Annotated in this window: 20 protein-coding genes; 12 read left to right on the top strand and 8 right to left on the bottom strand. The window is 65.4% G+C overall.

Annotated features, from left to right (window positions below; genetic code table 11):
* Positions 1 to 11 precede the first annotated feature (11 nt).
* From Q0C59_RS00250 to Q0C59_RS00235, 4 genes are read right to left on the bottom strand one after another with little or no spacing between them, the layout of a single operon-like run.
* Positions 12 to 1,814: a M61 family metallopeptidase gene (locus Q0C59_RS00250; protein ID WP_291210175.1), complete on the bottom strand. Its 1,803-nt coding sequence runs from the start codon at positions 1,812 to 1,814 to the stop codon at positions 12 to 14.
* Positions 1,814 to 2,272: a DUF3429 domain-containing protein gene (locus tag Q0C59_RS00245; RefSeq protein WP_291210173.1), complete on the bottom strand. Its 459-nt coding sequence runs from the start codon at positions 2,270 to 2,272 to the stop codon at positions 1,814 to 1,816. Before Q0C59_RS00245 ends, Q0C59_RS00250 begins: the two co-directional genes overlap by 1 nt.
* Before the next feature lie 11 nt (positions 2,273 to 2,283).
* The gene (locus tag Q0C59_RS00240; RefSeq protein WP_291210170.1) at positions 2,284 to 2,985 is read right to left on the bottom strand and encodes a DsbC family protein; all 702 of its coding nucleotides are present in this window, start codon (positions 2,983 to 2,985) and stop codon (positions 2,284 to 2,286) included.
* A 40-nt stretch (positions 2,986 to 3,025) separates the two neighbouring features.
* The gene (locus Q0C59_RS00235; RefSeq protein ID WP_291210168.1) at positions 3,026 to 4,189 is read right to left on the bottom strand and encodes an FAD-dependent monooxygenase; all 1,164 of its coding nucleotides are present in this window, start codon (positions 4,187 to 4,189) and stop codon (positions 3,026 to 3,028) included.
* Positions 4,190 to 4,287: 98 nt separating this feature from the next.
* Here Q0C59_RS00235 and Q0C59_RS00230 point away from each other — a divergent pair, with 98 nt between their 5' ends.
* From Q0C59_RS00230 to Q0C59_RS00220, 3 genes are read left to right on the top strand one after another with little or no spacing between them, the layout of a single operon-like run.
* Positions 4,288 to 5,190 (top strand): MOSC domain-containing protein, encoded by a 903-nt coding sequence (locus tag Q0C59_RS00230; RefSeq protein ID WP_291210165.1) that lies wholly within the window; start codon positions 4,288 to 4,290, stop codon positions 5,188 to 5,190.
* A 58-nt stretch (positions 5,191 to 5,248) separates the two neighbouring features.
* The gene (gene ychF, locus Q0C59_RS00225) at positions 5,249 to 6,340 is read left to right on the top strand and encodes a redox-regulated ATPase YchF (protein ID WP_291210162.1); all 1,092 of its coding nucleotides are present in this window, start codon (positions 5,249 to 5,251) and stop codon (positions 6,338 to 6,340) included.
* An 8-nt stretch (positions 6,341 to 6,348) separates the two neighbouring features.
* Positions 6,349 to 7,122, top strand: a complete 774-nt coding sequence (locus tag Q0C59_RS00220; RefSeq protein ID WP_291210159.1) for an RNA pseudouridine synthase — start codon at positions 6,349 to 6,351, stop codon at positions 7,120 to 7,122.
* Here Q0C59_RS00220 and Q0C59_RS00215 read toward each other — a convergent pair.
* A complete protein-coding gene (locus tag Q0C59_RS00215) occupies positions 7,107 to 8,291 on the bottom strand; it encodes an MFS transporter (RefSeq protein WP_291210157.1) in 1,185 nt (394 codons plus the stop codon). The two genes, Q0C59_RS00220 and Q0C59_RS00215, sit on opposite strands and share 16 nt — an antisense overlap.
* Entirely contained in the window at positions 8,288 to 8,770 is a 483-nt protein-coding gene (locus tag Q0C59_RS00210; protein WP_291210154.1) for a YqaA family protein, read from the bottom strand. The genes Q0C59_RS00215 and Q0C59_RS00210 overlap by 4 nt, the downstream gene beginning before the upstream one ends.
* A gap of 189 nt (positions 8,771 to 8,959) precedes the next feature.
* Between Q0C59_RS00210 and dusB the strand changes: the two genes are divergently transcribed.
* From dusB to purH, 3 genes are read left to right on the top strand one after another with little or no spacing between them, the layout of a single operon-like run.
* Positions 8,960 to 9,991: a tRNA dihydrouridine synthase DusB gene (gene dusB, locus Q0C59_RS00205; protein WP_291210151.1), complete on the top strand. Its 1,032-nt coding sequence runs from the start codon at positions 8,960 to 8,962 to the stop codon at positions 9,989 to 9,991.
* A complete protein-coding gene (locus Q0C59_RS00200; protein WP_291210148.1) occupies positions 9,988 to 10,224 on the top strand; it encodes a helix-turn-helix domain-containing protein in 237 nt (78 codons plus the stop codon). Before dusB ends, Q0C59_RS00200 begins: the two co-directional genes overlap by 4 nt.
* A gap of 31 nt (positions 10,225 to 10,255) precedes the next feature.
* Positions 10,256 to 11,848, top strand: a complete 1,593-nt coding sequence (gene purH, locus Q0C59_RS00195; RefSeq protein ID WP_291210348.1) for a bifunctional phosphoribosylaminoimidazolecarboxamide formyltransferase/IMP cyclohydrolase — start codon at positions 10,256 to 10,258, stop codon at positions 11,846 to 11,848.
* Positions 11,849 to 11,915: 67 nt separating this feature from the next.
* On the opposite strand, the gene hemL is transcribed toward purH, so the two are convergent.
* The gene (gene hemL / locus Q0C59_RS00190; protein ID WP_291210146.1) at positions 11,916 to 13,223 is read right to left on the bottom strand and encodes a glutamate-1-semialdehyde 2,1-aminomutase; all 1,308 of its coding nucleotides are present in this window, start codon (positions 13,221 to 13,223) and stop codon (positions 11,916 to 11,918) included.
* Between the two features lie 50 nt (positions 13,224 to 13,273).
* Entirely contained in the window at positions 13,274 to 14,215 is a 942-nt protein-coding gene (locus tag Q0C59_RS00185) for a bifunctional hydroxymethylpyrimidine kinase/phosphomethylpyrimidine kinase (protein WP_291210143.1), read from the bottom strand.
* A gap of 155 nt (positions 14,216 to 14,370) precedes the next feature.
* On the opposite strand from Q0C59_RS00185, the gene Q0C59_RS00180 reads away from it, so the two are divergent.
* The 6 genes from Q0C59_RS00180 to Q0C59_RS00155 all read left to right on the top strand — a co-directional run bounded on the left by Q0C59_RS00180 (position 14,371) and on the right by Q0C59_RS00155 (position 24,315).
* Positions 14,371 to 14,544 carry a rubredoxin gene (locus Q0C59_RS00180; protein WP_069047877.1) on the top strand — a complete coding sequence of 58 codons (174 nt, stop codon included), beginning with the start codon at positions 14,371 to 14,373 and terminating at the stop codon, positions 14,542 to 14,544.
* 89 nt (positions 14,545 to 14,633) lie between these two features.
* The gene (locus Q0C59_RS00175; RefSeq protein WP_291210140.1) at positions 14,634 to 15,029 is read left to right on the top strand and encodes a PleD family two-component system response regulator; all 396 of its coding nucleotides are present in this window, start codon (positions 14,634 to 14,636) and stop codon (positions 15,027 to 15,029) included.
* Positions 15,029 to 15,394, top strand: coding sequence for a PleD family two-component system response regulator (locus Q0C59_RS00170; RefSeq protein WP_291210345.1), 366 nt, complete (start codon positions 15,029 to 15,031; stop codon positions 15,392 to 15,394). The genes Q0C59_RS00175 and Q0C59_RS00170 overlap by 1 nt, the downstream gene beginning before the upstream one ends.
* Before the next feature lie 28 nt (positions 15,395 to 15,422).
* Positions 15,423 to 15,974, top strand: coding sequence for a chemotaxis protein CheW (locus Q0C59_RS00165; RefSeq protein WP_291210137.1), 552 nt, complete (start codon positions 15,423 to 15,425; stop codon positions 15,972 to 15,974).
* 64 nt (positions 15,975 to 16,038) lie between these two features.
* On the top strand, positions 16,039 to 18,291 hold the full coding sequence (locus Q0C59_RS00160; RefSeq protein WP_291210134.1) for a methyl-accepting chemotaxis protein: 2,253 nt from the start codon (positions 16,039 to 16,041) through the stop codon (positions 18,289 to 18,291).
* A 33-nt stretch (positions 18,292 to 18,324) separates the two neighbouring features.
* Positions 18,325 to 24,315 carry an Hpt domain-containing protein gene (locus Q0C59_RS00155; protein ID WP_291210131.1) on the top strand — a complete coding sequence of 1,997 codons (5,991 nt, stop codon included), beginning with the start codon at positions 18,325 to 18,327 and terminating at the stop codon, positions 24,313 to 24,315.
* The last annotated feature ends 23 nt before the right edge of the window (positions 24,316 to 24,338 follow it).

The following is a 24,338-nucleotide window of genomic DNA, read 5'->3' as shown; positions in this document are numbered from 1 at the left end:
GCGCGGCGCGCTCAGTCGGACAACCAGGCGCCCAGGCGCGCCGCATCCGCCACACCCAGCTTCACGGCCTGGCTTTCAGTCGGCCAGTCCAGCGGGCATTTCAGCAAGCGGTTGTCGCGCGAAACCAGCGCGGTGACGCGCGTGCGCTGGCCGCGCAGCATCTGCACATCGTCGAGCTTGTGGATGCGCCAGGCCTCGGACGCACCACCGCGCCTCACCGGCGCCAATTCCAGGCCCAGCCACTCGTCGCCCGCGGCCATGCCGGCGGCCTCGGCCGCACCACCGCGCAGCACGGTCTTGATCTGCACGCTGCCACTGGACTCGGCCACGCGCAGGCCCAACTGCTGGGCCAGCGGCGCCTTGTCGTGCGTCTGCTTGGTGCCCTGGCCTTGCAGCAGGTCGATCAGGGGCAGGTCGGCCGTGCTGTGCACCCAGGCGGCGACTTCACCGTCAAAGCTGCGTTTGCCCAGGCGCTTGAGCGCGCGCAGCAGATCGGCTTCGCGCATGGGGCCGCCCTTGCAGCGTGTCCAGACTTCGCGCATCACCGCGTCCAGTGTGGTGTGGCCCTCGGCGCGCAGGGTGAGGTCCAGGCAGAGGGCCACGAGTGAGCCCTTGGTGTAGTAGCTCACCGTGGCGTTCGGCGTGTTCTCGTGCATGCGGTAGTACTTCACCCACGCGTCGAAACTGGCCTGCGCCACGCTCTGCACATGGCGGCCCGGGGTCTGCTGCACCTGGTTGATGGTCTTGGCCACCAGCTGCAGATAGGTCGCGTCGTCGATCAGGCCGGCGCGGCGCAGCATCAGGTCGTCGTAGTAGCTGGTGAAGCCTTCGAAGAACCAGAGCAACTCGGTGTAGTTTTCAGCCGCGTAGTCGTAGCGCTTGAACTCGGCCGGACGCAGGCGTTTGACGTTCCACGTGTGGAAGTACTCGTGGCTGATGAGACCCAGCAACGTGGTGTAGCCGTCGGTCGCCTTGAGCGCGGCGGGTTTGTCGCTGGTGGACGGGCGCAGGCGCGGCAGGTCGGCGCGCTGGCAGATGAGCGCGGTGGAATTGCGGTGCTCCAGCCCGCCGTAGCCGTCGGCACTGGCGTGCAGCATGAACACGTAGTTGGAAAACGGAGGTGCACCGTCGCCATGCCAAAAGGCGATCTGTGCTTCGCAGATGCGGCGCGTGTCGTCGATCAGGCGTTCGCCATCGAGCCAGGCCCCGGCGCCGCTGATCACGAAGCGGTGTTCCACGCCGCCAGCGGTGAACTGGCCGTTCCAGAACTGGCCCATTTCCACCGGGCAGTCGGCCAGTTCGTCGTAGTCGGCTGCGCGGTAGTGGCCAAAGCCCGCAGCGTCCACACTGTGCGCGGGCAGACCTGTGACGACGTTCCAGCCCTGGGTGGCGGGGCTCGCCACGATCTCCAGAGATTGGGGTTGGTCTTCCTGGCCGGTCACGCGCAGGCACAGGCTGGTGGCGTTGAAAAACCCGCGTGTGCTGTCCAGAAAGGCGGTGCGCACCGAAGCGTCGAACGCGTACACGGCGTATTGCAGTTCCAGCGGGTGGCCCGCCGCCGCGTCGGCCTGCCACTGGTGCTTGTCGAGCTGCTTCATCTCAACGGGACGGCCGTCTTGCCAGGCTTGCAGGTCTTGCAGGTGCTGCGAAAACTCGCGCACCAGATAGCTGCCCGGGATCCACACCGGCAAGCTCACGCGTTGGTTCTTCGCGGGTTGTTCGATCACCAGCGTGACGGCAAACAGGTGCGCGTTGGCATCCTGGACCGAAACAGTGAAACGCACGCCGGTGGGGGCTGCAGGACGTTTGGGCATCAGAGGGCTCCTGCACCGATGAAACAACTCAGCGCCGCAACGGCCGAGAGACGAAAACGCAACTTGAGCCAGGCACCGAGCCCGGCTTGGGCATAGAGCCTGCGATCGACCAGGTAACACACGATCAACACCACGCCCAGCCAGGCCAGGCCCGCATAGGGCGGCATCACCAGGCCAGGCCAGGCCAGCAGCGAGGGCATCACGCCCCAGATGAAATGCGCCTGACCGTCGGGCGCCTGCGCCAGCCGGCTCCAGCCGATGCCCCAGTGGATGCCACCGAGAAAGGAGGCGATGAGGGCGGCATAGGCCGCCAGCGCCAGGGCCACCCAGGCCTGCAGGTCGGGCGTGACCAGCCACACCAGCAGCGCCAGACCCACCAGCGGGATCAGGCCGGCGTAGCCCAGGTTGTGGATGAGCGGGTACTCGTGCGGCTCGCCGGGGACATCGGACAAAGGCATGCGCAGCTGCATCAGTTGAGCAGGGTCTCGATGCGGTCGGCCGTGATGAAGCCCGGTACCCGGGTGTCGTTGGTGAAGATCATGGTGGGCGTGCCCTTGATGCCGTGTTTGCTGGCCAGGCGACTGTTGCGCTCGATGGCGGCGGTATCACAGGTGGCGGCGGCGGGCGGCTGGTTGTTGACCATCCAGGCGCTGTAGGTCTTGGCCTTGTCCTTGGCGCACCAGATGCGGCGCGATTTTTCCGCCGAGTCCGGCCCGAGCACCGGGATGAGGAACACGTGCACCGTCACGTTGTCGAGATCGGCAAACTCCTGGTGCAGCTTTTTGCAGTAGCCGCAGTTCGGGTCTTCAAACACCGCCATCTTGCGTTTGCCGTTGCCACGCACCAGGGTGAAGGCGTCTTTCAGCGGCAGGTCCTTGAAAGCCAGAGCGGTGAGCTTCTCCAGGCGTTGTTCGGTCAGATTGACGCGCGCCCGGGTGTCGATCAGCGTGCCCTGGATCAGGTAGTTGCCTTCGGCGTCGGTGTAGAAGATGTCGCTGCCGTTGATGCGGACTTCAAAGACGCCTGGCATCGGCGTCTTGCTGACTTCGTCAATGGCCGGCAGCTTGGGCAGGCGCTCGGCGAGGTTCTTGCGGATGGCGGCTTCCTGCGCCAGCGCGCCCAGGGACAAGGCGGTCAGCGCCAGCAGCAACAAGGACTTGAAACATTTCATTGTGGGGGCGCTCTGTGGCGATCGGGGGGGGAAAGGGAGTTCAGGCCGGCTGGCCCATGGCCTGGCGCGCCAGCCAGCGTTTGAGCGGGCCGCTGCGGTTGAAACTGCTCAGGCCCCAGTTGCGCAACGCCTGCACGCGGCTGTCCTCGTGGGAAAACAGGCCAAACAAACTGTCGGTGACCCAGCCCATGGCACCCACCTCGGCAGCGCGGGCGCGCTCATAACGGCGCAGGAGTTTGAGGTCACCCAGATCGCGCCAGTACTCGCGCGCATGCAGCACGCGGGCGAGTTCGGCCACATCGGCCAGGCCCACATTGAGGCCCTGACCCGCCAGCGGGTGCATGGCGTGCGCCGCGTCGCCGGCCAGCGCCACGCCGCCGGTGGCGGTGCGGGCGATCCAGCGCTGTGCGCGCGAGAGTTCGAGGGGCCAGGCTTGGGCGGGGCTGTCCATGTGCAGGGTGCCCAGGGTGTTGGCGCTGCGCGCCTGCACCGCCTGGGCCAGGGTGGAGGGGTCGGACTGCAGCCAGGCGTCGGCCTGCGCTGCAGGAACAGACCACACCAGGGCCACAGAGTTCCCCTGCGCGCCACCCAGCGGCAGCAGGGCCATCACCTCTCCGTGCGCGAACCACTGGCGCGCCACACCGCCATGGGGCAGTTCGCAGCGCAGCCGCGCCGCCACCGCCTTGTGGTCGTAGGGGCGCACGTCAAACGCCAGGCCGAGTTGCTCGCGGGTCTGGCTGCGCTTGCCCTCGCAGACCACGGTGAGGGCAGCGGCCGGGGTTTCGGTCAGGCGCTCGATGCTGCCCTGGAAGCCCACGGCATCGCTCAGGCGTTGTTCCAGTGCGGGCACATCCACGATCCAGGTGAGGGCGTCGCTGCTCTGGTCGCTGGCCGAGAAGTTGAGCTCGCCGCCGTCGTCGCCCCAGACCTGCATCGCGTTCACCGGGGTGATGGCGCCCGGTTGCGGGCCGCTGTCGTCGGTTTCGGGCCAGGCCCGCACCGAGCGCAGCACCTCGCGCGAGGCGCTGTTGAGTGCATAGGCGCGAACGTCGGGGGTGATGGTTTCGCGCGGTTGGCTGACCAGTGCCACCCGCAGGCGGTCGCGCGCCAGCAGGAGGGCCAGTGTCTGGCCCACCACACCCGCGCCCTGCACGGCGACATCAAAACGCCGGGGGGTACCGGTTCGCGGGGGTGTTGCATTCATGGAGGGATTTTAGGAGCAGGGCACAATCCGGCCCTTCCACGGGCCAAACCCCTGCGGGCCGCCCCGGCTTTCCACCCCCGAACCTGCTGCCCCCCGCCATGAATCCAGCCAACACCCCTGCCACCCCCGCCGCCGACGTGCAGGCCACCATCGAAGAACTCTGGGTCTACCCGGTCAAGTCCTGCGCCGGCATTTCGTTGCGCGAATGCGAGCTGACCGACACCGGCCTGCTCTACGACCGCGCGTGGATGGTGGTGGACAGCGAGGGTGAATTTGTCAGCCAGCGCGAGCTGCCGCGCATGGCGCTGATCCAGCCCTCGTTCAAGATGGGTCAGCTGATGCTGCGCGCACCGGGCATGCTGTCGTTGCACCTGGGGCTGGACGTGGCCGAAGGCCCGCTCAAGGTGCGGGTGTGGGCCGACGCGGTGGACGCCTGCGACATGGGTGATGTGGCGGCGCAGTGGTTCAGCGACTTTCTCGGTCCGGACGCACCTTCGCATCTGAAAAAGTTGCGGCTGGCGCGGTTCGATCCCGATGTGAAACGCCCCTGCGACCCGGCCTGGACCGGCGGGGTGGAGGCCACCACCCAGTTCGCCGACGGTTTTGGCCTGCTGGTGACCAGCAACGCCTCGCTGGCCGACCTCAACGCTCGCCTGGTGGCCGCCGGCCACGCGCCCGTGGACATGCGCCGTTTCCGGCCCAACATCGTGCTGGGCGCCGTGGAGTCGCACGACGAAGACCGCGTGGGTGCCATGAACATCATCACCGGCGACGGCACGGCGGTGATCGAACCCGTGAAGCCCTGCGGCCGCTGCCCCATTCCCAACGTCGACCCGACCACCGCTGTGCCCAGCCCGGCGGTGGGCGACACGCTGCAGACCTACCGGCAAGACCCACGCCTGAACGGCGCCGTCACCTTCGGCATGAATGCCATCGTGATCGAGGGCGACGGGCAGGTGCTGCGCGTGGGCCAGACCGTCAACGCCGATTGGCGTTTCTGACAACAGCAACCCCCGCCCGTAAAATCGCGGGTTCCCCCGACCGATCCGAAAGTTTTCCATGAGCCTCCAATGCGGCATCGTGGGCCTGCCCAACGTGGGCAAGTCCACCCTTTTCAACGCGCTGACCAAAGCCGGCATCGCGGCCGAGAACTACCCCTTCTGCACCATCGAGCCCAACACCGGCGTGGTGGAAGTGCCCGATCCACGGCTGGCGCAACTGGCCGCCATCGTTGAACCCGAGCGTGTGGTGCCGGCGATCGTGGAGTTTGTGGACATTGCCGGCCTGGTGGCGGGCGCGAGCACCGGTGAAGGCCTGGGCAACAAGTTTCTGGCGCACATCCGCGAGACCGATGCCATCGTCAACGTGGTGCGCTGTTTTGAAGACGACAACGTGATCCACGTGGCCAACAAGGTCGATCCCATCGCCGACATCGAGGTCATCCTCACCGAACTCTGTCTGGCCGACCTCGCCGCCGTGGAGAAGGCCCTGCACCGCGTGAGCAAGACCGCGCGCTCCGGCGACAAGGAATCCATCAAGCAGGTGGCGATTCTGGAGAAGTGCCAGGCCGCACTCAACAACACCCAGCCGGTGCGCACCATCGACTTCAGCAAGGAAGAGCAGGCGCAGCTCAAGCAGTTTTTCCTGATCACGGCGAAGCCCGCCATGTTCGTGGCCAACGTGGCCGAAGACGGCTTCGAGAACAACCCGTTCCTCGACCGCCTGCGCGAATTCGCCGCGAAACAGAACGCGCCCGTGGTCGCCATCTGCGCCAAGATCGAGGCCGAACTCTCCGAGATGGACGATGCCGACCGGCTCGAATTCCTCAAGGAATTGGGTCAGGACGAGCCCGGCTTGAACCGCCTGATCCGCGCGGCTTATCAGTTGCTCGGTCTGCAGACCTACTTCACCGCCGGTGTGAAAGAAGTGCGCGCCTGGACCATCCACGTGGGCGACACCGGCCCGCAGGCCGCCGGCGTGATCCACACCGATTTCGAGAAGGGCTACATCCGTGCCCAGACCATCGCGTTTGACGACTTCATCAACTTCAAGGGCGAACAAGGCGCCAAGGACGCCGGCAAGATGCGCGCCGAAGGCAAGGAGTACGTCGTCAAGGACGGCGACGTGATGAACTTCCTGTTCAGCAGCTGAACGCCACCATGACCCAGACTGGCCAGCCCGAACCCCAGCGCCTGGCCAAACGCCTGGCCGCACAACTGCCGTGCTCGCGCAGCGACGCCGAAAACTACATCGCCGGCGGCTGGGTGCGGGTGGACGGTGTGGTGGTGGAAGAGCCCATGGAGCGGGTGAGCGACCACCAGACCGTGCTGCTGGACCCCAAGGCCAGGCTGGAGCCGCTGGAGTCAATGACGCTGATCTGGCACAAGCCGGCCAACCGCGTGCTCCCCGACGAACCACTGCTGCCCGACGCACTCGCGGCCAAGTGGTTCACCAACAGCAACCGCTTCAAGGGCGACCGCTCCGGCGTGCGCCCGCTCAAGGCGCACCTGCACAAGCTGCTGCCAGTGTCACCGCTGGGCACCAAGGCCAGTGGCCTGATGGTGTTCACGCAAAACCCGAGCGTGGCGCGCAAGATGACCGACGACGCGGGTCAGCTGGAACACGAGTGGCTGGCCGAGGTGGCGGCCGATCCCGAGCTGGAAGACGAAGCCCGGCGTGACGCGGTGCTCAAATCCTTGGGCAAGGCGCTGTTCTTTGATGGCTGGGCCGTGCCCTCGGCGCGCGCCAGCTGGCAGAGCGAACTGCGCCTGCGCCTAGCCATCAAGGGCAACCGGCCGGGTCAGGTGGCGCACCTGTGTGAGCGCGCCGGTTTGCAACTCACTGCCTTGCGCCGCCTGCGGCTGGGCCGCATTTCGCTGGCTGGTCTGCCGGTGGGCGAGTGGCGTTACCTGCTGCCCTACGAACGCTTCTGAGACAGCGAGCCCGACTGCGCCCGCGCGGCCCACACGCTCAGGGCCATGGCCAAGACCAGCACGGCCAGACCCACTTGATTGAGGCTGAGCATGCGGCCCTGCGCAATCATCAACCCGCCCAGCGCCGCACCCATGGCCTGACCGCCGTACATGGCCGAGGTGTTGAGCGCCACCGTGGCGGGTGCCAGGGCCGGTGAGATGTGCACCAGCCGCGCCTGCTGCGCCGAGTTCACCGCAAAGCAGCCCAGCGCCCATGGCACCAGCACCAGAGCCTGCTGCCACACGCCGCCCTGGCCCAGTGGCCACAGCAGCAGGCTCAGCACGATCAGACCGAGCGAGATGAGCACAGCGCGCGCCGACCCGATGCGGTCGATCCAGCGCGACATGCCCACGTTGCCCGCCAGACCAAAGGCGCCGAACCACAGGAACATGAGCGACAGCGCGCCGCCGCCCAGACCCAGGGTCTGGAAGAAGTAGGGCGCAAAGTACGAGAACAGCGTGAACTGCCCGAAGGCAGAGAGCAGCGTCACGCCCACGGCCAGCATGAGCGGCGCTGAACCCAGTGTGGCCTGCCAGGCCTGGCGCGACAGGGCGGCGGGTTTGATGCCGTCCGGCATCTCGCGCCAGACCCAGGCCGCGCTGGCCAGCGACATCAGCGCCACCAGGCCAAACGCCCAGCGCCAGCCCAGCGTGCCACCAATCCAGGCCGACAGCGGCATGCCCATGACCGAGGCCACCGACCAACCGAGGAACACGAAGGTGATGGCGCGTCCGCGCTGATCGGGCCGCACCAGCAGGCCCACGCAGGCCGCGGCCTGCGGTGTGAAGACGGCGGGCGAAATGACGGCCAGCACGCGCAGCGGCAGCAGGCTGGCGTAGCTCGGGGCGAGAGCGCAGGCGGCGGTGAGCAGGCCGTACCAGAGCAGCGAGATGGTGAGCAGGCGGCGGCGGTCCCAGCCGGCCACCAGGCTGGCAAAGGCCGGCGCGCCCAGGCCCATGAGGATGGCCGCTGCCGTGATGAGCTGACCCGCCTGCGGGATCGACACGCCCAGCGACTGGCTGATGTCGTTGAGGGTGCCCGGCACCACCATCACGCCGGTGCCGATCACAAAGTTGCCGACCATCAAGGCCCAGAGGGCGCGTGGCAGGGCCGAAGTGCTGGTGCTCATCCTTGGTAGGCGCCGGGAAAGAACCAGAGCAGCGCCGCCGTCATGGTGAGGTAGCGCGCGAACTTGCCGATGGCCATGTAGAGCACGCAGGGCCAGAACGGAAACTTGAGCCAGCCGGCCACCGCGCACAGCGGGTCGCCCACCACCGGAAGCCAGCTCAGCAGGCAGGCTTTGGGTCCGAACCGCTCGAGCCAGGCCAGCGCGCGCACATCGACATGGTGCCCGCGTGCCTTGTCCACCGCCTTGTGTGCTCCAAGGCCCATGGCCCAGCTCACCGCGCCGCCCAGCGTGTTGCCGGCGGTGGCCACCAGGATGGCTGGCCAGAACAATTCGGGGTTGAGTTTGATGAGGCCGAACACTGCGGGCTCCGAGCCCATGGGCAACAGCGTGGCCGAGACGAAGGCCACCACGAACACAGTGCTCAGCCCGAATTCGGGCAGGGCCAGGAGTTGCATCAGGTGGTTGAACCAGTCGGGCATGGGCAGCAGAAAAAAACGCCGTCGGTCGGCGTTGTGTGTGGCGTTGCGCGTGGTGTTGTGTGAAATGCGAAAGCAAGGGTTCGGATATCGCCTGCTGAAAAAACAGGCAGGTAGAATCGCCCTCCTTCGCACCCAGCATTGGCCGGACCTGCGGAGGCCTCATCCAACCACCCGCATTCTCCCACCGCCATGCAACTCGGGGCCTTCACCCTGCCCAATGCCCTGTTTGTCGCACCCATGGCGGGGGTGACGGACCGGCCGTTTCGCAAGCTTTGCAAACGGTTGGGTGCGGGTTATGCAGTCAGCGAGATGGTGACCTCGCGCCCCGATCTGCAGGACAGCCTGAAGACCTCGCGCCGCGCCAACCACGAAGGTGAAGCCGCACCCATCGCGGTGCAGATCGCCGGCACCGACGCGCAGATGATGGCCGACGCCGCGCGCTACAACATCGACCGCGGCGCGCAGATCATCGACATCAACATGGGTTGCCCGGCCAAGAAGGTCTGCAACAAATGGGCCGGCTCTGCCCTCATGCAGGACGAGGCATTGGCCATTGAAATCGTGCAGGCCGTGGTGGCCGCGTGCGAACCGCAGGGTGTGCCCGTGACGCTCAAGATGCGCACCGGCTGGTGCGCGAGCGTGCGCAACGCGCCCACACTCGCGCTGGCTGCCGAGTCCGCCGGCGTGCAAATGCTTACCGTGCACGGCCGCACGCGCGAGCAGGGTTACAAGGGCCAGGCCGAGCACGACACCGTGGCCCACATCAAGAGCCGCGTGCGCATCCCGGTGGTGGCCAACGGCGACATCAACAGCCCCGAGCAGGCGCGCGAGGTGCTGCGCCGCACGGGCGCCGACGCCATCATGATCGGCCGCGCCGCGCAAGGTCGGCCGTGGATCTTTCGGGAGATCGCGCACTTTCTCGCCACGGGTGAGCACCTGCCACCGCCCGACCTGGCCGAGGTGCGCGTCTGGCTGCTCGACCACCTGCACGACCACTACGACCTCTACGGCGAGTTCACCGGCGTGCGCAGCGCGCGCAAGCACCTGGGCTGGTACGCGCAGTCGCTGCCGTTGCCGGCTGGCGCCGCAGCCGTGTTTCGCGCCCGCGTGAACACCACCACCACAGTGGACGAGCAGCTGCGCTGCGTGAGCGAGAGCCTGGACGCGTGGTCCAGCGACACAACAACAACCCCGAGAGACGACTGGAAACTGGCCGCATGAACAAGAACAACCTGCACGACTGTGTGCGTGCCAGCATGGAAGATTTCTTCCACGATCTCAACGGCACCGACCCGGCCAACCTGCACGACATGCTGGTCAAGGCGGTCGAAAAACCGCTGCTCGAAGTGGTGATGGAGCAGGCGCAGCACAACCAGTCGCGCGCCGCGCTGTGGTTGGGCCTGAACCGCAACACCCTGCGCAAAAAGTTGCTCGAACACAAGCTCATCGACTGAGCCCGCCCCCTTTCAAAAAACCACCAAGACCCTGTTCATGCGCGCACTCATCTCCGTTTCCGACAAGACCGGCATCGTCGAACTCGCCCAGGCACTGCACAGCCTCGGCGTGTCCCTCATCTCCACTGGCGGCACCGCCAAACTGCTGGCCGACCAGGGCCTGCCCGTGACCGAGGTGGCCGAAGTCACCGCCTTCCCCGAGATGCTGGACGGCCGCGTGAAGACGCTGCACCCCAAGGTGCACGGCGGCCTGTTGGCCCGGCGCGATGTGGCCGAGCACATGGCCGCACTCAAGACCCACGGCATCGAGACCATCGACCTGCTGATCGTCAACCTTTACCCGTTTGAAGCCACCGTGGCCAAGCCCGGCTGCACGCTGGATGACGCCATCGAGAACATCGACATCGGCGGGCCGGCCATGGTGCGCAGCGCGGCGAAAAACTGGAAAGACGTGGCGGTGCTGACCGACGCATCGCAGTACGCCGGCGTGATCGATGAACTCAAGGCCAGCGGCAAGGTGAGCGATGCCACGCGCTTTGCCCTGTCGGTCGCTGCGTTCAACCGCATCAGCAACTATGACGGCGCCATCAGCGACTACCTCTCCAGCATCACGTTCGACGCCGCGGCCACCGTGCCCGCGCGCAGCGAATACCCGGCGCAGGCCAACGGCCGCTTCGTGAAACTGCAGGACCTGCGCTACGGCGAGAACCCGCACCAGACCGCCGCCTTCTACCGCGACCTGCACCCCGCGCCTGGCTCGCTGGTGACGGCCAAGCAGTTGCAGGGCAAGGAACTCAGCTACAACAACATCGCTGACGCCGACGCTGCGTGGGAATGTGTGAAGAGCTTCGACGTGCCCGCGTGCGTGATCGTCAAACACGCCAACCCCTGCGGCGTGGCCGTGGGCAAGGATGCCTCGGAGGCCTACAGCAAGGCCTTCCAGACCGATCCCACCAGCGCCTTCGGCGGCATCATCGCGCTCAACCGCGTGCTCGACGGCGCTGGCGCGTTGGCCATCAGCAAGCAGTTCGTTGAAGTGCTCATGGCACCCGGTTACACGCCCGAAGCCATGGAGGTGTTCAAGGCCAAGGCCAATGTGCGCGTGCTCGAAATCGCGCTGCCGCCCGGTGGCCCCACGGCGTGGGACAAAGGCCTGAACCTCACCGACATCAAACGCGTCGGCTCGGGTCTGCTCATGCAGTCGGCCGACAACCACGTGCTCACCCGTGCCGACCTCAAGGTGGTGACCAAGCTGCAACCCACCGGACAGCAGCTCGACGACCTCATGTTCGCCTGGACGGTGGCCAAGTTCGTCAAGTCCAACGCCATCGTGTTCTGCAAGGACGGCATGACCATGGGCGTGGGCGCAGGGCAGATGAGCCGGCTCGACTCGGCCCGCATCGCCAGCATCAAGGCGGGCCACGCCAAGCTCTCGCTGCAGGGCACGGCGGTCGCCAGCGACGCCTTCTTCCCGTTCCGCGACGGCCTCGATGTGGTGGTGGACGCCGGCGCGAGCTGCGTGATCCAGCCCGGAGGCTCGATGCGCGATCAGGAAGTGATCGACGCGGCGGATGAGCGCGGCGTGGTGATGGTCACCACCGGCGTTCGCCATTTCCGGCACTGAACGTCCCCGCCCCATGAAAAAGGCCGCTGTGAAAACAGCGGCCTTTTCCGTTGGGCTTCGCAACGCTTCAGCGTGGCAGCAGTTTGAACACCTCGCGCGCCGCCGCCACCGTGTCCGCGATGTCCTGCGCCGTGTGAGCCGCACTCACGAAGCCAGCCTCGTACAAAGCCGGTGCGATGTACACGCCGCGGTCCAGCAAGCCATGGAAGAGTTGGTTGAAGGTGGGGCCGTCGGTGGTCATCACCTTGGCGTAGTTCTGCGGCAACTCGTCAAACAGGAAGAAGCCGAACATGCCGCCCTGGCTGTCGCCACACATCGTCACGCCTTCGGCGTGCGCAGCGGCGGTCAGGCCGTCCACCAGCGAACGTGTGGTGGCCGAGAGGTTCTCGAAGAAACCCGGCCTCTGGATCTCGCGCAGCGTGGCCAGACCACAGGCCGTGGCCACCGGGTTACCCGACAAGGTGCCCGCCTGGTACACGCCGCCCAGCGGGGCGAGTTGTTCCATGACCGCGCGCTTGGCGCCGAAGGCGGCCAGCGGCATGCCGCCACCGATGACCTTGCCCATCACCGTCATGTCGGGCTCAAAGCCGGGGATGAGCTTCGCGTAGACGCTTTGTGCGCCGCCCAGCGCCACACGGAAACCCGTCATCACCTCGTCGAAGGCCAGCAACGCGCCGTGCTGGGTGCACAGCTCGCGGCAGCGCTTCATGAAAGGCACGCTGGCGCGCACGAAGTTCATGTTGCCCGCGATGGGCTCGATCATCAGGCAGGCCACTTCGGGACCGTGTTCAACGAAAGCCGCTTCGAGTTGCTCGACGTTGTTGTACTCCAGCACGATGGTGTGCTGCACCACTTCGGGTGGCACACCCGCGCTGGTGGGGTTGCCGAAGGTCGCCAGACCCGAGCCGGCCTTGACCAGCAGCGCATCGGCGTGGCCGTGGTAGCAGCCCTCGAACTTGATGATCTTCTTGCGCCCGGTCGCGCCGCGCGCCAGCCGGATGGCGCTCATGCCGGCTTCGGTGCCCGAGCTCACGAGACGCACCATGTCGATGCTCGGCACGAGCTTGATGATCTCTTCGGCCAGCTCCACTTCGCGCTCAGTGGGTGCGCCGTACGAGAAACCCTCGAGCACAGCCTTTTGCACCGCTTCCACCACGGCGGGATGGCCATGGCCCAGGATCATCGGGCCCCAGGAGCCGATGTAGTCGATGTAGCGCTTGCCGTTCGCGTCCCAGAAGTACGCACCCTGTGCGCGCTGCACAAAGCGGGGCGTACCACCCACCGCGCGGAAGGCGCGCACCGGTGAATTCACGCCGCCGGGAATCAGAACCTTGGCGCGGTCAAACAGTTGCTGGTTGCGGTCGACAGTGGTCATGGAAAAGCTGCGTTGGTGAGGAAACACGCGCAGCGTTGCGCGTGGGAGAGTCAGTGGCGGGTGGTGTCCAGCGGGAAATCGTCGGCGTCGAGCGTGCTGTCGGAAGCCTGCACCTCCGCCGCGTCTTCGCCTTCTTCGTCGTCTTCGTGAGCCCAGAATAGCCGGTCGGGAACCGCGTGGCCCATACCAGGTTGAAAGCCCGCATCGAGGCATTGGTCGAGATACGTGAGTGCCTCGGCGCATGCCGCCTGGAGATCGCTGCCGCCCGCGATCAACGCACACAGGGCTGCCGACAGCGTGTCGCCCGCACCGGTGAAGGTGGCCTCGAAGCGTTCGTAGCGAGCCGTGGCCAGCACCGCTTCGGGCGAAGCGAGGTGGCTCTCCAGGTACTGATCGGCCGCGTTGAAACCTGTGACGAGCGTGTAAGGCACACCGTGCACGGCGGCGGCCCGGGCCACGTCGCGCGGGCTCGGCGGACGGTCCCCTTCCCACTCGGGCAGCAGCCAGCGGCACAGCGTGCTGTGGTTGCCCACGAGCACGGTGGTCTGCGGCAGCAGGAGTTCGGCACTCGCATCGAGATAGGTCTCGATCGCGAGCTCGTCCCACCACGACAAGTCGGGCATGTAGGCGATGACTGGCACATCCGAGTAGTCGGCGGTGATCTCGGCCACCACGCTGAGGTTCTCGGGGTTGCCCACAAAGCCGACCTTGAAGGCCTGCACCGGCATGTCCTCCAGTGCACAGCGCGCCTGGTCGGCCACGGCCTCTTCATCAAAGGCAAAGTGATCGTGAATGTCCGACGTGTCGCGCACGTAGGCGCCGGTGACGACCGCGAGCACATGGACGGAAGCACTCGACATGGCAGTGATGTCGGCGCTCAGGCCGCCGGCACCGCTGGGGTCGTTGGCGTTGAACACCATCACGCACGGCAAAGCGGCCTCGCCCGGTTGTGCGAGCGCAGCGGGTGTTGTTTTTTCGGGTGTATCGGGCATGGGTTGAGAGTGGGACCGGATTCGTGTGGAAGATGCCCGCAGAATCATCCTGACGCGTCAAACAAGGCATTGGACAGAAGGCCGAAAACGGCTCCCGAAGGGCTGTACCTCGCTCGATACAATGCTTGCATTCTATGACAAGGCCCCCTATAACCATGACCGAAACCAAGACTTGGATGTGCCTGATTTGTGGCTGGATTTACGACGAAGCGCAGGGTGCTCCCGAGCACGGCGTTCCGGCTGGAACTCCTTGGGCGCAGGTCCCGATGAACTGGACCTGTCCCGAATGCGGAGCCCGGAAAGAGGATTTCGAGATGGTGCAAATCTGAGATCCTGCTCACGCTGAGGCCGGTCACGGCACTGGCCCACAAGTCACTTGCGTCCCACTTTCCGATCCATCCTCTGGAGCCTGTGAACCGTGAGCACAACACCCCCCCTGAAAGTCCTCGTCGTTGACGACAGCAACACCATTCGGCGCAGCGCCGAGATCTTCCTCAAGCAGGGTGGGCATGAGGTCCTGTTGGCCGACGACGGGTTTGATGCGCTGGCCAAGATCAACGACTACCAGCCAGACCTCGTCTTTTGCGACATCCTGATGCCGCGCCTGGACGGCTACCAGACCTGCGCCATCATCAAGCGCAATGCCCGGTTCGCCAACATCCCTGTGGTGATGCTCTCCTCCAAGGACGGCGTCTTCGACAAAGCGCGCGGACGCATGGTCGGATCGCAGGACTACCTCACCAAACCCTTCACCAAAGACCAATTGCTGCATGCCGTGCAGCAGTTCGGTGCCAACCTAGCCGGAGCTGCATGATGGCCATCCACAAAATCCTCGTTGTCGACGATTCAAAAACCGAACTCATGGTGTTGTCCGATCTGCTGAGTAAAAACGGCTACAGCGTGCGGACCGCTGAGAATGCGGACGAGGCCTTCCGTCGCCTAGGCGAGGAAAAGCCCGACCTGATCCTGATGGACGTTGTGATGCCCGGTCAAAATGGATTTCAGTTGACGCGTGCCATCACCCGCGATCCGCAGTTTTCCAACATTCCGATCGTGATGTGCACCAGCAAGAATCTGGAGACGGATCGGGTTTGGGGAATGCGCCAAGGTGCACGCGACTATGTGACCAAGCCAGTGAATGGCGAAGAGTTGCTGTCCAAAATCCGGGCATTGTCCTGAACCTAGCTTGAACTGAATTCCACCCAGCATGGCCAAACGACAATCACTGAGGGATCTGCAGGAACGTTTGGCCCAGCGACTGAGTGTCGCCAAAACGGAAGCCGTGACAGCGGCTTGGTTGGCGGTGGAATCCCATGGCAACCGGTACTTGTTGCCGCTGGTGCAGTCGGGTGAAATTTTCCCCTGGTCTTCGGTGCAGCGCGTCCCGTACACCAAGCCTTGGTTCGTGGGTGTGGCCAGCCTCAGGGGTGGTCTGCACGGCGTGATCGACCTGGCTGCGCTGGTGGGCTCCGCTGCCCCCATCTCTTCAGGCGTTATGGACGGGGTGCAAGGCGACCGCATCACCTCGGAATCGCGTCTGGTCAGCCTGCACACCGCACTGGGTGTGAACGCCGTTCTCTGGATCGATCGCCTGCTGGGCTTGCGCAGCGCGGCGATGTTCAGCGGGTTCGGGCCCAAACCGGATGGTGCGCCCGCTTATTTCAATCGATCGTTGGTGGATGCCCAGGGCTTGCACTGGCAAGAATTGGATCTGCAAGTGCTGGTGGGCGAACCCGAGTTCCTCGCGATTGCGGCCTGACGATTCAAGCGTCTGACCGACACGGTCTTCTTTTCTCCTTAGTTTTCTGTTGGAAGGTGTTTACATGGCCACGCTTGATCGATTCCAGGGACTGTTCAAGAAAAAAGCCGATGATGAACGCGACTTGCCCACCGTGTCCGACGAGGAGGCAGCCGAGTTGGCTGCCGCGCGCCTCGCGCCCGACCCGCGGGTGGACGATTTTTCGGGCAACCTGCTCCTGTCCGAAGACGAGGAAGGTGCTGAACAAGCGGGTTTGATCTCGGTTCCCCTGCTGGGGCGCCGGCCTGCAGAACAGCACCAGCGAACCCTGGCGGTCTTGCTGGCGTTTGGCTTGGTGGTGCTGGGTGCCGTGACCTTCTTCGTGTTGAGCCAGACGGAAAAGGTCAGCCAGCAGCTGGCCGCCAGCGGTCAGGCGCTCATGCAGTCCCAGCGTCTGGCAAAAAGCGTTTCACAGGCCTTGATCGGAAGCCCGGCTGCGTTCCCCGAGGTGCGTGACAGTTCGGACGTGTTGTCCCGCAGTCTTCGCGGCCTCAAGCAGGGCGACACCGGTCTGTCCATCGATGCCTTGGGTCCCGAGTACACGGCCCAGCTGGATGCACTCCTTCCACGCATCGATACAGCCGAAAGCAATGCTTCTGCCGTGTTGGCGCAAGAAGCCATCCTGACCCAAGTGGGTAGCGCATTGCGCACCATCAACCGCCAGTCTTCCGACCTGCTGGAGATTGCGGAAACCATTTCGTCGCTGAAGCTTCAGCAAAACGCGCCCGCTGCCGAAATCTCGGCTTCGGGTCAGCTCGTGATGTTGACCCAGCGCATCGGCAAGTCGGCCAACGAATTCCTGACACTGGAAGGCGTGAGTCCGGAAGCGGTGTTCTTGCTGGGCAAGGACTTGAACACGTTCAAGGAAATTTCTGAGGGTTTGCTGGGCGGCAGTGAAGAGCTGCGCCTCGCTGCAGCTCGGGACGAGCAGGTGCGCGAGCGTCTGGACGCCTTGCTCAAGCTGTACGAACAAACCCGAGTGGAAGCCGGCGCGATTCTGGGCAACCTGCAAGGCCTGGTGTCGGCCCGTGAAGCACAGGCCAGCATCATTGCGGACAGCGAGCCCCTTCGCCTGGGTCTGCAAGAGCTCCAATCGGCGCTGACCTCGCGTTCGGGCTTGAGCGGAGGCGAGTTCGGTGCCCTGTTGTTCTCGGCACTGTTTGCGCTGCTGTGCGCTGGTGGGCTGGCGTATGTGCAGCTTCAGGAAAGCCGTCAGCGCCAACTCACTGCTGAATCGCAGCGCGTGGCTGCCGAATCGCTGGAGCAGGACGCCAAGCGCGTGAACGACGCCAACCAGGCCGCCATTTTGCGTTTGATGAACGAACTGCAGACAGTGGCAGAAGGTGACCTGACGCAGGAAGCCACGGTGACCGAGGACATCACGGGCGCCATCGCCGACTCGGTGAACTACACTGTGGAAGAACTGCGTTCGCTGGTGGGCAACGTGCAGGCCACGGCCACGCGCGTGGCGCAAACCACGTCGGCGGTGGAAAGCACCTCCACCGAGCTGCTTGCCGCCTCTACCGAACAGCTGCGGGAGATTCGTGAAACCGGTCAGTCCGTGCTGGACATGGCGCAGCGAATCAACCAGGTGTCGGGTCAGGCGCAAGAATCCGCCACGGTGGCCCGCGCTTCGCTGCAAGCTGCCGAGTCGGGTTTGCAGGCCGTGCAGGACGCCATTGGCGGCATGAACTCGATCCGCGATCAGATTCAGGAAACCTCCAAGCGCATCAAGCGCCTGGGTGAATCGTCGCAAGAAATTGGCGAGATTACCGAGCTGATCTCCGACATTACCGAACAGACCAACGTGCTGGCCTTGAACGCGGCCATTCAGGCGGCTTCGGCCGGTGAGGCGGGTCGAGGTTTCTCGGTGGTTGCCGAAGAGGTGCAGCGACTGGCCGAACGTTCAGCCGATGCCACGCGCCAGATCTCGGCGCTGGTGAAGGCGATTCAGACCGACACCCAGGATGCCGTGGCCGCCATGGAGCGATCCACGCAGGGTGTGGTCGAAGGGGCCAAGCTGTCTGACAACGCCGGTACCGCGCTGTCCGAGATCGATCGCGTGTCACGCCGGCTGGCCGAGCTGATCGAGCAGATTTCCAACGCCGCGTCCCGCGAAGCCGATTCGGCCAACGAGGTGGCGGGCAACATCCAGCACATCTTTGCCGTGACCGAGCAGACCGGTGAAGGCACCCGCTCCACGGCGCAGCAGGTGCGTGAGCTCTCGGCCATGGCCGAAGAACTTCGCCAGTCGGTGTCGCGATTCAAGATCGCCTGATCGCCCCAGTCGGACCATTACTCCAAGACCAACATGCTCGACACCGCCACCGACAGTCTGCAGATGGAACCCCCTGTCGCCGACCTCGGTCCGTTGGCATGGGTGTTCGAAGAACTGCGCAAATCGCTCGATGGCGCCAACAAGGCCATCAAGCGGTTTGTCCGTGAAACCGAACAATCCCGGCTGGACGACTTGCAGGCGGTGGACCCGGCATCGCTTCGCCAGGCCCGCCAGCAGCTGCACCAGGCGGTGGGGGCGCTGGAGATGGTCGGGCTGGGCGCGCCAGCCCATGTGCTGCGGGCCATGGAGGCCGCCGTTCAGCGCTTTGTCCAGCGCCCGCAAACCTGCAACGAAGCGGCGGCGGCCAAAGTTGAGCGCGCCAGTTTCGCCCTGATCGAATACCTCGAAGCGGTGTTGAACAACAAGCCGGTGCAACCGGTGGCCTTGTTCTCCCAGTACCGCGAAGTGCAGGAACTGGCTGCAGCCGAGCGTGTGCACCCGGCAGACCTGTGGCCGTTTGACCACCATGGCATGGACGTCGACGCGCCCGCAGACCGCACACCTCTGGCTTGCGACGCATCGATCCGTTCGCTGTTTGACCGGCTGGTGCTGCTGGTTGTCAAGACCGACAGCCAGGCCGCCGCCCAACAACTGGTCAAGCTTTGCGCCGGTCTTTCGGTGGGCGCGGACAACACCCGCACACGCACCTTCTGGCGCGTGGCCGCCGGTTTCTTTGAAGCTGTGGCGCAGCGCCTGTTGCCCACCGACGTGTACGTCAAGCGCGCCTTCTCCCGGGTCCTGATGCAGTTCGTGACCTTGTCGCAAGGCAAGTCGCAGGTGTCAGAAACCTTGCTGCACGACCTGCTCTTTTTCTGCGCGCAGCCCAGCGAAGTGTCCGAACTGAAATCGCCCCAGCTGGCGGCCGTGCGCAAGGCCTTCGGCTTGGGCGTTCCGCCTGCGGTGGACTACCGCGTTGCCAGCCTGGGTCGCTACGACCCGGCCTTGCTGGCACAGGCTCGCAAGCGCATCAATGCGGCCAAAGAAGCCTGGTCCCTTTATTCTGGTGGTGATGCCAGCCGAGCGCGCCAGGTGGCCGACCAGTTTGGCCTGATCGGCGATTCTCTGCTCAAGCTGCATCCGGCCAGCACGCTGCTGGCGCAGGCATTGGTCAAGGCGGCCGACCACGCCGTGCGCGAGCCCGGTGGTGTGAGCCCGGAGCTGGCCATGGAAGTGGCCACCACCACCCTGTATCTTGAAGCCGCGTTTGAAGACTTTGATCCCAGCGCGCCCGAGCTGACCGAGCGCACACAGGCCTTGGCTGGCCGCCTGGAGGCCGTGATGGCGGGTCAGCCCGCCCAGCCGCTGGACACCTGGATGGAGCAGCTGTACCGCCGGGTGAGCGATCGCCAGACGATGGGCAGCGTGGTGGGGGAACTCAAGGTGTCGCTGGGCGACGTCGAGAAGTCGCTCGACCAGTTTTTCCGCACGCCGCAAGAGAAAGCCGGCCTGCACGTGGCCGTGTCACAGCTGGCTCAAATGCGCGGTGTGCTGTCTGTGCTGGGCCTGGACCACGCCGTGCACGCGGTCACCCGCATGCGCACCATGGTCGAACAAATTCTCGACACCGAGGTGGACGAGGCCCTGGCCCGCGAGGCCGGCACTTTCCAGCAACTGGGGAACAACCTCAGTGCCATGAGCCTGCTGGTGGACATGCTCAATTACCAGCCCACGCTGGCCAAGAAGCTGTTTGTCTTTGATGAAGAAAAAGGCGAGCTGCTGCCCTTGATGGGGCGTGCGCCCGGCTCCGAGCTTCGGCACCCGCCGGTGCGCGACGAAGCCAGGGCCATCAGCGAGGGCGTGCAGCAGGTGGTGAGCGATGTCCAGGGCGGTTTGAACCTGGTGGATCTGAGCCAGCAACTCGACTCGTTGGCAGAGCAAGCCACGCTGGCAGAGCAGTCGGGTGTGGCCCGAGCCGCGCGTGAAGCCGCTGGCGCGGTGGTGGGCAACGACGCCGCTGCGGGTGCCCAGGCGCTGGTCGGTCTCTCCGAGGCCTCCTTGCCAGCAAACGAGCGGGAGCAGGTCGACACGTCGGGTGAGGACAACGACGAAGACGATCTGCTGGACATCTTTCTGGAAGAAGCCCGCGAGGTGGTCGGCAACGGACTCGATGCCGTGGGCCACCTTCAGGTGCAGCCCGCCGATCTTGAACACCTCACCACGCTGCGGCGCGCGTTCCACACCCTCAAGGGCAGCTCGCGCATGGTGGGGCTTGAAGAGTTTGGCCAGGCCGCGTGGTCCATGGAGCAATTGCTCAACACCGTGTTGGCCGAACAACGCCCTGCCAGCCCACCGCTGCTGATGCTGACCGGTCATGCCATGACCGAATTCGCGCGCTGGGTGGACGACATTTCAGCGCGGCGCGAGAGCACCTGGAAGGCACAGCCCTTCAAGGTCAGCGCCGAGGCTTTGCGAGACCAGGGCAGATTCCTGCCTTTGGCTCAGGCAACCGAGTCACAGGCTGAACCTGTTGGCGCGAGCCTCGTGGCCGAGCCTTTGCCGGTGGAAGTACCGACCGTTGAACCGGTGAACTCGGTCGAGACGTTGGATCTGGACTTGCCTGCGTTTGATCAGGTTGCAGATGCTGGACCCGCGACCGACGAACCACTCGCGCTGGCGACCGAAGCTCAGGAGGTTGCGTTCGACACAGCCTTCCTCGACCTCGAACCATCGCCAGAGCCCGCCGGCAGCGTGCCCGACGTCGGGCAGATGTTTGACGACATTGATTTCGGCAGTCTGGCTGCGTTCTCATCCAAAGAAGTCGCGCCTGCAGAAGTTGCTGGGCTGGCGGACGAACCGCCGCCGCAGGTGGAGCCTGACGCGTTGCAAACGGATTCCCGCGAGCCGGCTCAGCAACATGCCGAGCCCTTGCAAGCCGCGCCCGCAACGACGGCCACCGAGGACATGCCCGATGAGCAGACCCGGGTCATCGGATCGCTTCGGATCGGGCTCAAGCTGTACAACGTGTACCTCAATGAGGCCGATGAGTGGTCGCGTCGCCTGTGCACCGGCTTGGCCGAGTGGGCGCTGGAACGCCACGAACCGGTGCCGGAGCAAACCGAAGCCCTGGCTCACTCCCTGGCGGGCAGCTCCGCCACGGTGGGTTTCCAGTCGCTGTCCGACATTGCACGCGCGCTGGAGCACGCCCTGGGTTCAGTGAGTCACCACCAGCGGGCGGGCAGCCAGGCCACCGCCGAGCAGGCCCAGTTGTTTGTGGATGCTTCGGAGGACATTCGCCGCTTGCTGCACCAGTTTGCGGCCGGCTTCCTCAAGGAGCCCGATCCCCAGCTGATGGACGCGCTCTACCGGGTGGTGCACGACCCGGTGCCCGAAGAGCCTTTGCCGCAGCCCGAAGGGGCTCTGGACGACACATTGCCCGAGGTCGACGGGCTGGCGGTCGAAGAAGCTTTGGGCGACATGCAGGTACCCGAAGCGCCCGCCCATGACGAGCCGGCCTTCACGCCACCGGAGGCCCCCGCGTCGAGCTTTGCCCCGCTGACGACCTTTGACTTGCCGTCACTGGCCGAGCCTTCGATCGACTTTGTGGCGCCTCACGCCGACACCCACCGGGTGGGCCACGGCCACGTGCAGGACATTGACGACGACATCGATGTGCTGGACACGATCGACGTTGACCTGTTCCCGATCTTTGCCGAAGAAGCCCAGGAACTGCTGCCGCAACTCGAAGGTGCCTTGCGCCAATGGGTGGCGCGCCCCGACAACGGCAGCGCCCGCTCGGAGGTGCTGCGCAATCTCCACACGCTCAAGGGCAGTGCGCGCCTGGCCGGCGCCTTGCGCCTGGGCGAAATGGTGCACCGCATGGAAACCACGGCGGAGCGTCTCGGCTCCGACGTTCAGCGCGGCGCGGATCTGGAGCCTCTGCAGTCGGCCTTTGACGACATCAGCGCGCGCTTTGAGGTCCTGCGCAACAGCGACCCCGAATCCAGCGACGTGGTGCAGACCGCGCCCGAACAGGTGATGTCCGAGCCGGCCCCGTTGTTGGAGCCTGTGGCCTCGGACGTGCAGGCCGAATCGGCACCCCAGCTGACGGAAACCCGCACCATGGACGGGCTCGTTCTGCCGGTCGCGCCCACTGCGGCGCTGGCACGCGCCGGTGCTGCCGTTCGTGTGCGACCCGAACTGCTGGACCGACTGGTGAACCAGGCCGGCGAGGTGATGACCACCCGCACACGCATGGAGTCCGAACTGGTGACGCTGCGTGGTTCGCTGAAAGACCTCACGGGCAACCTGGACCGTCTGCGCGGCCAGCTGCGCGACATTGAGCTGCAGGCCGAGACACAGATGCAGTCGCGCCTGGCGCAGGCCCGCGACGCCGACCAGTCGTTCGACCCGCTGGAGTTCGACCGCTTCACGCGCGTGCAGGAACTCACCCGCATGATGGCCGAGTCGGTCAACGACGTGGCCACCGTGCAGCGCAACCTGCAGCGCGCGGTGGAATCGACCGAAGACAGCCTCGTGGCCCAAGGCCGGCAGACGCGCGAACTCCAGCGTGACCTGCTGCGCACCCGCATGGTGGAATTTGAAGGCATCTCAGAGCGCCTGTACCGCGTGGTGCGCCAGGCGTCCAAGGAAACCGGCAAGCAGGTGCGCCTGGACATCACCGGCGGCAACATCGAGATGGACCGCGGCGTGCTGGACCGCATGACCGCGGCGTTTGAACACCTGCTGCGCAACAGCGTGGTGCACGGCATCGAGTCGCCCGAAAACCGCTTGAGCGCCGGCAAGCCCGCAGAGGGCCAGATCGAGATCACGCTGGCGCAGGAACTCAACGACGTGTCGGTGGTGTTCGCCGACGACGGTGGCGGGCTGGACCTGCCGCGCCTGCGCGAAAAGGCCACGGCCCAGGGCTTGATCGCACCCGAGGCAAACCTCAGCGACGCCGAAGCGGCGCAGCTGGTGTTTGAACCTGGCATCAGCACGGCGCGAGAAGTTTCCGAGCTGGCTGGCCGGGGCATCGGCATGGACGTGGTTCGCAACGATGTGGTGGCCCTGGGTGGCCGCATCGAGACTGCCACGCAGGCCGGACAGGGCACCAACTTCAAACTGGTGCTCCCCTTGACCACGGCCGTGACGCAGGTGGTGATGCTGCGTGCCGGGTCCCTGACACTGGGCGTTCCGTCCAATCTGGTGGAGCTGGTGCGCCGTGTCAGCGCCGACGAACTGGCCAAGGCATATGCCAGCGGCTCGCTCACGGTGGCGGGTGAGGCTGTGCCGTTTTTCTGGACCGGCGCCCTGCTGCAGTCGTCGGTGCAATCGCTCGAATCCAAAGGCCGCACCCTGCCGGTCATCATCTTCCGAAGCGCAGCACAGCGGGTGGCCATGCACGTGGACGAAGTGCTGGGCAACCAGGAAGTGGTGGTCAAGAACCTCGGTACCCAGCTCTCGCGTTTGCCGGGTCTGGCGGGCATGTCGGTGCTGGCCTCGGGTGCTGTGGCGCTGATCTACAACCCGGTGGCGCTGGCGGCCGTGTACGGCGAACAGGTGCGCGCCTGGGTGGCCGTACAGCAGAAGCTGGCCAGGGACATGCCGGCCGACGCGCCGATGCCGATGGATCTGGCGGTCAATGCGGTCCCGCTGGTTCTGGTGGTCGACGATTCCATCACCGTGCGCCGTGTCACGCAGCGCCTGCTGCAACGCGAAGGTTACCGGGTCACGCTCGCGGCCGATGGTCTGCAGGCGCTGGAGAAGTTGCAGGCTGAGCGTCCGACGGTGGTGCTGTCCGACATCGAGATGCCGCGCATGGACGGCTTCGACCTGGTGCGCAACATCCGCAGTGACGCACGCCTGTCCGATCTGCCAGTGATCATGATCACCTCGCGCATCGCGGAGAAACACCGCGAGCACGCGCGCGAACTGGGTGTCGACCACTACCTGGGCAAGCCCTACGCCGAAGACGAGTTGCTGGCCTTGATCGGCCACTACGCCAAGGCAACAGCCGAGTCTTGAGTTCTGCGCTCTGACCCTGTCGG

Source organism: Hydrogenophaga sp. (assembly GCF_022844385.1).
Classification (GTDB): domain Bacteria; phylum Pseudomonadota; class Gammaproteobacteria; order Burkholderiales; family Burkholderiaceae_C; genus Hydrogenophaga.
The sequence above is the reverse complement of the archived record's forward strand: the minus strand, read 5'-3'. Positions and strand labels throughout refer to the sequence as shown.